Raw genomic sequence first — 7709 nt, 5'->3', positions numbered from 1 at the left:
CTCCAGATGGTGCCCAAGACCCGCAGAGGGCCGCTTCTCAAGGCCTCACTTCCTGAGTTGGTGGAGCACGGTCGGAAGCATGCAGGCGGCCCGAAGGTTTCCGCAGGTACGGTGAACAAGCAGCTTGGTGCGGTGCAGGCAATTGCTGGTTGGGGATACCACAACGGGTTGGTAGCCGCAGCAGTCGTTGGCAAGCTCTCAGCAACCTTCTGCGGGATTTGCGACGGGCTCCAGTTCAGCGGATTCCACGAGCCATTGGTTACGTTCGCTGGCACGTAGTTCGGGTCTTCAAGCTGCTTGCCACCGTCACCGACACCAGTGAAGCGCTTGGCTGTCGATGCGATGCCGCGGGCCAGCTCGGTGCCGCCGTGGACAATGCCTGCGGCGAGGCCTGAGGCTTCCTTGGGCTTGTCGGCTGGAAGGTTGCTCGCGATGTGCTCGACGGCGTCCTGTTGCTCCTCATGTGAGAGGCTGAGGAAGCCGTCGTCCACCGTGACGCTGCGTCCATTGATTGTGAGTGTCGCCATTAGCGAAACTCCTTCAAGCCTTCGTGCTCCAACGTTTCCGCCAATGAGCTGTAGCGTGCGCGGCGCTCGAAACACTTCATCCAAAACGCTTTCGATATCGGCGCGTTCGGCTCAGGACACTCCAAGCCGTTCGTGCGGTAACTCCGGTTCCTGAGACACCGCGCTATCGTTGGCACGTCTGTTTGTGACTCCTCGCTAAGCGCCTCGCACTGTAAGGTGTCCGCAAGGGTGTGATAGCGATTGCGTAGCTTGAAGAGTTTTCTCCAGAGCGCCTTGGGTATCGGCTGAGCTTCCACAGGCTGAGGTTGGTCGTGCCAACTCGCCTCGCGTTTTCTCCATAGGCGCGCCATCTCTTCAATGTCAGCCCTCAGCTCGGCCGTGTGCTCAGGACTGTCGGGATCATCCCACGCATAGCGCTTAGGCTCAGGCCGGTCGAAAGGCGGCATGGTGAAACCTGGTGCTCGCAGGGTTGCTAACGTTTCCACCGCGTAAGGATGATCGGCACCTTTCTCGATGGCGTACTGATAGGACGCTGCGGTTGGGTATGTCTTGCCGGATGCGAGGAAGACAGCGCGAGCGAACTCGCCTAGCTCTGTTGGCTTCCAGCCTGTCTTAATGAAGCTGCCGAGGGCTTCACGTTGTTGAATGCTGCGAAGATATTTCCTGACCTGTTGGAAGTCGGGCGCGGTCGTGGGTCCCGGTAGTGGTGTTGAATCCAACCTTCGAAGGTCTGCGGCAGGTGATTTTTGAGCCGGAAGAACGGGTTTGGATTGGGGAAACTCCACCAGATTTGCATGATCGGAGTCGGACGCTTCAATCGGTTGCCGTCTTGAACTCCAAAGGATGGTTCGAGGAGACCACGCTTCCCCTGAATCCTGGACTTGTCTCAATCATCGGAAAAAAGGGGATGGGCAAATCCGCTCTGAATGAGCTGATTGCGTATGCAGGCCGTGGCTGGACCGACGAACCGGGATCGTTCATTGCGAGGGCACGCGCTTCGCTTAAGGGAGCTACCGTAGTGTTGAAGTGGTGCGACGGCAGGACGTCGAGCGCTGACATCAACGCCAAGGGGCCACCCGAAGGAACTGAGGAGGTGCGATACTTGTCGCAGAAATTTGTCGAGCGCTTGTGTGCAGACCCAAGAGGCGACAGTGATCTTGTCAAGGAGATTGAAGCCGTAGTTTTCAATCATCTCGATCCATCCGAAACCCTGAATGCATCAAACTTTGCTGATCTACGCGATAAAAAGACTGCGACGGTGCGCAATGAGCAGAAACGGCTAGTCAGCGAAATAAAGCGTCTTCATCGTGAAATCGACGAAGCATTTAAAAAGCAACTGGGATTGGCAGGCAGAAGGGCGCGCAGAGAAGAACTGCTGCGCGGGGCTGCGGCATTAGTGGAGCAGGCGCCTTCGTTGGAGTCGGCCGCGGAGGAAGAGGCTGCCCAGCGGCTTAGTGAAGAGCACAAGGCACTCGGTCAAGCGATTGCGACGCAAGCAGGTTTCAAAGATCAGCTTCTCCGTATAGCTGATGTGCAGCAGAGGATTAGAACTTTCCAAGCAGAAATGAATCGTTTTTCATCGACTTTGTTGGCGGACTTGCGCGAGATAGGTGTATCTGAGATTGAGCTCGATTGGTTCGTGCCGTCCTTCCCCGGTGACGTAGAGACGCCGCTCGTTCAGCGCTTAAATGATTTCAAGCGCCGTATTGTTGAACTGGAAGGTGACGAAGTTGAACCTCTTCCGCTGACGATAAGAGCCCACCGGAATCGAGTAAAGGAACTTAGCGATGCAATAATGGCCGATGATGCTAAACGGGCGCGCTTCACTGAAATTCAGGCCGCATTAGCGAACACGGACCAGGAACTCCACCGCATCGACGTCGAGATTGCCTCGATTGAAGGGCCTGAGGCGGAAAGGCTCGATGAGATGCGCAAACAGCGACGCGCTGTCTATGTGGAGTATTTCGAAACACTAAAGCAAGAGCAGCGATTGTTGGCCGAGCTTTACCGACCACTGCAGGAGCAATTTGTCACGCACGAAGAAGAGAAAAAGGTGCAATTCCACATTCGATGGCTAATTGACGTCGACGCGTGGCTTGGAAGAGGCATGCATCTCTTCGATCAACGTAAGTCGCTGCCTTGCTCTTTCGAACAGATGAAGGAAGCGGTGCAAAACCATCTTCTGCCCGGCTGGTCCGGTGGGTCGCCGTCAGAGCTCAAGGAGGGGCTCGATCACTTTCTAAAGCCGTTTCCTCAGAAAGGAGAGGGTATTCAAGAAATACTTCGCAGCAACTATTCGCCGACCGACTTTTTTGATTGGGTGTACTCAGTCGACCACATTTCGTTGGCGTACGGGCTGAGCTACCAAGGCACATCCTTGGAAAATCTCTCGCCGGGTACTAAAGGCATTGTCCTTCTGATGCTCTATTTGGCTATGGATGCCGAGGATAGGCGTCCGCTGTTGATTGACCAGCCGGATGAGAATCTAGACAACGAGTCGATCTGCTCTCTGTTGGCAGCATATTTTCGAACAGCGAAGGTGCGTCGGCAGATCCTGCTAATTACCCACAATCCAAATCTTGTCGTGAACACCGATGCCGAGCAGATCGTCGTTGCTGAATGCGTGAAGGACGAGCACGGAAGCCCAAAGTTCACTTATTTGTCCGGGGCAATCGAAGATTCTCACGTGGACGGGGCGCGAAAAACCGCCTGTCGCATTCTCGAGGGAGGCGAAGATGCCTTCATACGACGGGAAAGACGCTATGCGCTGAGACGAGCTGACATCTAAGAGCTGGTTAGGCACAACCGAGGTGATTGATGGTTGACCGAGATATGAGCGAGGCGTTCGAAACAGTCGGGACATGGTTCTTGCCGGAGACGCCAGAGCGGCGAATCGCCGGGACGCTCTCATCGAAGTCTGACCGCATTGACTTGGAATTGGCCGACTCTCTCCGTCCGATGCAGAGCGGTCCGATTAGAGCTGAGGTAGTCCGCTATCCTGTTGTTCACGGGGTTACTCAGAAGCTAGAAGCGGTCTCTCTATTTCAGTGCACGCGGGCCCGCTACTCGTTGACTTTCGCTAGCGGAGGCAGTGGGCAACCTGAAACTCTGTGGAGTCATCTCGCAATCGTCGGGGCGCATCTAACAGAGGAGCATGTCTATCCAGAGGTTAGATGCCGGATACCCGGGCTGCAGGTTTGGTTGTCATCCGAAGTAATCCAGGTCACCAAAGACGACTTGGGTTACGCGCTTCGCGTCAAGAACATTCCCAAGGAGACAATTGCGGTTTCTAACATTGGTGCCGAGCTGGATTTCAAACTCGCAGCCATCGCATCGCCTGCACACGCGGAGGCCACGATTGTCGCCTCCGGCTGGCTAAACGTACGACCAGACGAGCCTAAGCCACTGAGCTGGTTTTTGGATCAACTTTGGAAGATAACGAGCTTCCTCGCTCTTCTGGCAGAGAAACCCATGCCGCCTGATCGGATCGAGCTGAAGATAGGAGCGCATGGCTTCGTTCTGTCCGTGCTCGCACCGAGACCTGCAATAGAGTACTGCGATCACAGGGAGCATCATGCCTTCTTCATAAGCCGCACACGGATTGGGGACGACCTTGGACGTATTGTAGCGAGTTGGTTCGAGCTATTCCCACGCGTCGAATTGCCAGTTGGCCTCGCCCTAAGCACGATGGCTTCGGACGACTTGTGGCCCCATGTGAGATTTCTGTCCCTGATGCAAGCTCTTGAGGGACTGCATCGTGCGTTGTTTACTGGAAACTACATGGCGCCCGAGCAATATGGTCTCGTCAAAGACGCCCTGATAAATGCGATCCCTGCAAATGTAGGCGCCGATCATCGTGCAGCCCTGACCAGCCGAATTCGATATGGCAACGAAATCGCGCTGGCCAAGCGACTGAAGAGCCTCGCGGAACTGCTTCCGAATACGCTGCGCACCAGAATACTGGGAAGTAAGGACATTCCGCGAAGCTGGATCGATACCCGAAACTACTACACACACTGGGATGAGGCTCTGCGTTCAAACATCCTCGGCGGACAGGCCATGTACGATGCCAGCGTCCGACTCACCATTCTTTTGCGGGCGCTATACCTTCAACAGGCCGGAATGTCGTCTGACACCCTCGAGTCTTGCCTAGATGGCCATAGCGATGCTTCGCAGCATTTGCGGCAGTTAAATCTACCGGAGGAAACTGGCCGAGCGCCGGCAAGCTAGTCGTCGGCGAAGTCTTGCCCCGCTGCAGTGTTGCGGGTGGTAGCAAGTGATGGTAGCAAAGGCGTTGCGGCTAGGCCGATTTGTAGAGGTTTTATAAGCGTTTCCGCGGTAGCCCTTCGTCTCCCCTAGGGAGCGCCAATCAGGGCAATGCAACGAACATTGAGATCGGCGCGCATTGCGGACGTTGACGCCTCGTCATCCGCCATTTTACCGTCGATGCGGATCGTCTTCGGGCAGGATAGAGCGGATATAGTCTCTGGTCTTCCATTCGGGTGCCGGCGGAACCGGCTCGCCGCTCCGCGGCACGTGCGGCGACGGCTTGGATAGTGCCAGATCAGGTATGTAGCGCGGGCAATTCGGGTAGAGCTCGCACGCGATGCGCACCACGAGCTTGGCGCCGAAGTGCCGGTCCAGGGTTGCCGGGTCGGTCGTTATCGTCGCCTTGCCGTTTATCCTGATCCTGCGGCTCTTGCCGTCGAACACCACGAATAGCAGGCCCACGTTGGGATTCTTCGAGATGTTTCCCGCCGTCCTGTACATGGAGTTGCCGTCATACTCGGGATACTCGATGACATCGGGCCCGACAATCTGCACAAAGCCGGGATCGCCGGACTTGATGTTGCAGTCAACGTAATCGCCAAACGTGGAAGCGATGAAAAAGAACCGTGCATTCCTCACGATCTCGATTTCGTCGTCCCAGAAGGCGTAGTGCTTCCTGTGTCTCTCGATCGCTTCCGCGGTCCGACGGCCGTCGAACCGGTCTTGCCATTCTCTCATCCCTTCATGAAAGAAGGGCCTGTCGCTGAAAACCGTCATGCGGACACCCGTTCTACCGTCGGCTTCGAACGCTCATCGACGGCAAGCTTGAAGATGTCGGGGCGCGCATAGTGCCCGACCACGTCGAAATCGAACTTGCCGCGGGACACGTCGTCGGTGTCGAGCTCCGCGCACAGGATTGCTTCCTTCTCGAAGACAGGTCCGGCGAGGATTTTTCCCAGCGGGCTGACGATCATGCTGCCGCCGCGCATCAGCACCTGGTCGTCGGCTTCGGCAATTCGGTTGCTCATCGTCCTGGGGAAATCCTTGTTGGTCAGATACTGGCACGCCGACAGGACGAAGCATCGGCCTTCCAGCGCGATGTGCTGCATGCTCGCCGCCCAGCTGTCGCGGTCGTCGGCGGTCGGGGCGCAGTAGATGGAGACCCCCTTGTCGTACATGCTCATCCGCAGCAGCGGCATGTAGTTCTCCCAGCAGATGACCGATCCCATCTTGCCCCACGGCGTGTCGACAGTCGTCAGCGTGGAGCCGTCGCCGAATCCCCAGCACAGGCGTTCGGCTGCGGTCGGCATGAGCTTGCGATGCTTGCCCAGGAGCTCGCCGCTGGGGTGGAAGAACAACGCCGTGCAGTAGAGCGTGCCCCCATCACGTTCGATAACGCCAATCGTCAGGAAGAGCTGCGCTGCCTTCACGGCCGCACCGATTGCGCGGGTCTCCGGCCCTGGAACGTTGATGGCCTGCTCGAAATAGGCCTTGAACTCGTCGCGGCCCTCTGGCGTCCGCGCACCGATGAAAATGTTGAAGTTGGCGCCCTTCGGATAGCCGCCGACAAAGGCCTCGGGAAAGACCGCGACGTTGGCGCCCTGTTTGCTGCAATCTTCAATGAGACGGATTGCTTTCTCCACCGTTGCTGCCGTGTCGTCACCAACCGAACAGGCCTGGACGACCGCGGCGTTGAGCTTGCTCATGACTTGAAGGATCCCCCGGTATTCTATATATTGAATTTACTTCTACTATAAGAATATCGCGGCATCGTTTTGTCAAGTCGGTGGATCGCGTGGACATCAGAGCCGCGTGAAACGGCGAGGACTGTTGACGGGCTGCCCGCTGATGGGCATGGAAAATTCCAAATGCCGAAATCCAAGTTGCGTCCCAAGCTCGCCTCGCGCGACACAGAAGCAGAGACAAGGACGAGCGCGCCCGCGCTGACGCGCGGCCTCAGGATTCTGGAATTTATTGCAAGCTCGCCGGAGCCGCCGAACCTCACCATGATTGCAGCCAGGCTCGGTGTTGCGATGAGCTCGGCCCATTCGCTGTGCACGACCCTGCTGCACGAGGGCTACCTTGAAAAGGCGAGTGACGGCACATTTGGCCTTACGCTCAGGGTGCTCGATCTCGCGAGCTCAAAGATCAACAAGTACGAAATCGTCGAGCACTTCTACGCGGCCTGTGACGAGATTCAGCTGATCCGCGAGAACGGCGCCACGATGTCCGTCCTTGACGGGCCGGATGTGCTGTTCATCGCGGCTCGCAATAGTCCTCAGCCGCTTGGCGTTAGTTTCAAGCCCGGCACGCGAATGCCAGCTTGCTGCATGGCGAGCGGTCGCGCACTCCTTGCCAGCCTGTCGAACGAAGAAGTCTGCAGGCTCTATCCGAGCGAAGAACTTCCGCAGCTGACCAAGGATCACCCGAAGCACCGCTCCGAGCTGCTCAAGATTCTCAACGAGGCTCGCCGCGACGGGTATTCCAAGGAGATCAAGGGTACCAGGCCGCACATGTGCTCCTATGGTGCGCTGGTCGCGACGCCGTCGGGGAGGGCGATCGCCGGCGTTGCGATCACCATGTATGAGGGCGACCTCACGCCTCCTGTCGAACGAGCGGCGATTGCGTCAATCAAAGAGTTGGCCCGAAGCCTTTCGCAGTTCGGCGATCTCTTGAGCTGAGCGCAGCAGGACGGCCAGTGCATCTGGCCCGATCCGCAAACCACGACACCCACGACGATCGAATTTGAGGCGGCATTCGCGGACGCGGACGCGAATTGTCGGCCGTCCGCTTGACATCACACGACCGTTACCACTACTATTCAAATAGTAGAATAAAATTCAATAGAATGAATTTGGGAGTGAAACGTGATCCAACGTCCAAATCTGGAGAAGCTGCGCGACATCGCGAAAA

General features: G+C 56.9%; 7 protein-coding genes. 3 read left to right on the top strand and 4 right to left on the bottom strand.

Annotation, left to right across the window (positions count from 1 at the left end):
* Together FNJ47_RS25855 and FNJ47_RS25850 are read right to left on the bottom strand one after the other, a co-directional pair.
* Window positions 1-527, bottom strand: a 527-nt coding sequence (locus tag FNJ47_RS25855) for a YoaH family protein (RefSeq protein WP_163158162.1), incomplete at its 3' end; no start/stop codon positions are given.
* Window positions 527-1246, bottom strand: a complete 720-nt coding sequence (locus tag FNJ47_RS25850; protein WP_163158160.1) for a hypothetical protein — start codon at window positions 1244-1246, stop codon at window positions 527-529. The genes FNJ47_RS25855 and FNJ47_RS25850, both read right to left, overlap by 1 nt.
* On the opposite strand from FNJ47_RS25850, the gene FNJ47_RS25845 reads away from it, so the two are divergent.
* Both FNJ47_RS25845 and FNJ47_RS25840 read left to right on the top strand, forming a co-directional pair.
* Window positions 1237-3315, top strand: a complete 2079-nt coding sequence (locus tag FNJ47_RS25845) for a TrlF family AAA-like ATPase (RefSeq protein WP_163158158.1) — start codon at window positions 1237-1239, stop codon at window positions 3313-3315. The genes FNJ47_RS25850 and FNJ47_RS25845 overlap by 10 nt on opposite strands.
* Window positions 3316-3344: 29 nt before the next feature.
* Window positions 3345-4757, top strand: coding sequence for an ApeA N-terminal domain 1-containing protein (locus tag FNJ47_RS25840; RefSeq protein ID WP_163158156.1), 1413 nt, complete (start codon window positions 3345-3347; stop codon window positions 4755-4757).
* 207 nt (window positions 4758-4964) lie between these two features.
* Here FNJ47_RS25840 and FNJ47_RS25835 read toward each other — a convergent pair whose 3' ends face one another.
* Both FNJ47_RS25835 and FNJ47_RS25830 read right to left on the bottom strand, forming a co-directional pair.
* A complete protein-coding gene (locus FNJ47_RS25835) occupies window positions 4965-5573 on the bottom strand; it encodes a pyridoxamine 5'-phosphate oxidase family protein (RefSeq protein WP_163158154.1) in 609 nt (202 codons plus the stop codon).
* Window positions 5570-6502 carry a carbon-nitrogen hydrolase family protein gene (locus tag FNJ47_RS25830; RefSeq protein WP_163158152.1) on the bottom strand — a complete coding sequence of 311 codons (933 nt, stop codon included), beginning with the start codon at window positions 6500-6502 and terminating at the stop codon, window positions 5570-5572. Before FNJ47_RS25830 ends, FNJ47_RS25835 begins: the two co-directional genes overlap by 4 nt.
* A gap of 162 nt (window positions 6503-6664) precedes the next feature.
* Here FNJ47_RS25830 and FNJ47_RS51550 point away from each other — a divergent pair, with 162 nt between their 5' ends.
* Window positions 6665-7477 carry an IclR family transcriptional regulator gene (locus tag FNJ47_RS51550; protein ID WP_236000100.1) on the top strand — a complete coding sequence of 271 codons (813 nt, stop codon included), beginning with the start codon at window positions 6665-6667 and terminating at the stop codon, window positions 7475-7477.
* Window positions 7478-7709: the final 232 nt, after the last annotated feature.

This window comes from Bradyrhizobium uaiense (genome assembly GCF_010811875.1).
GTDB lineage: Bacteria > Pseudomonadota > Alphaproteobacteria > Rhizobiales > Xanthobacteraceae > Bradyrhizobium > Bradyrhizobium uaiense.
This window is presented reverse-complemented; position numbering and strand designations above follow the sequence as displayed.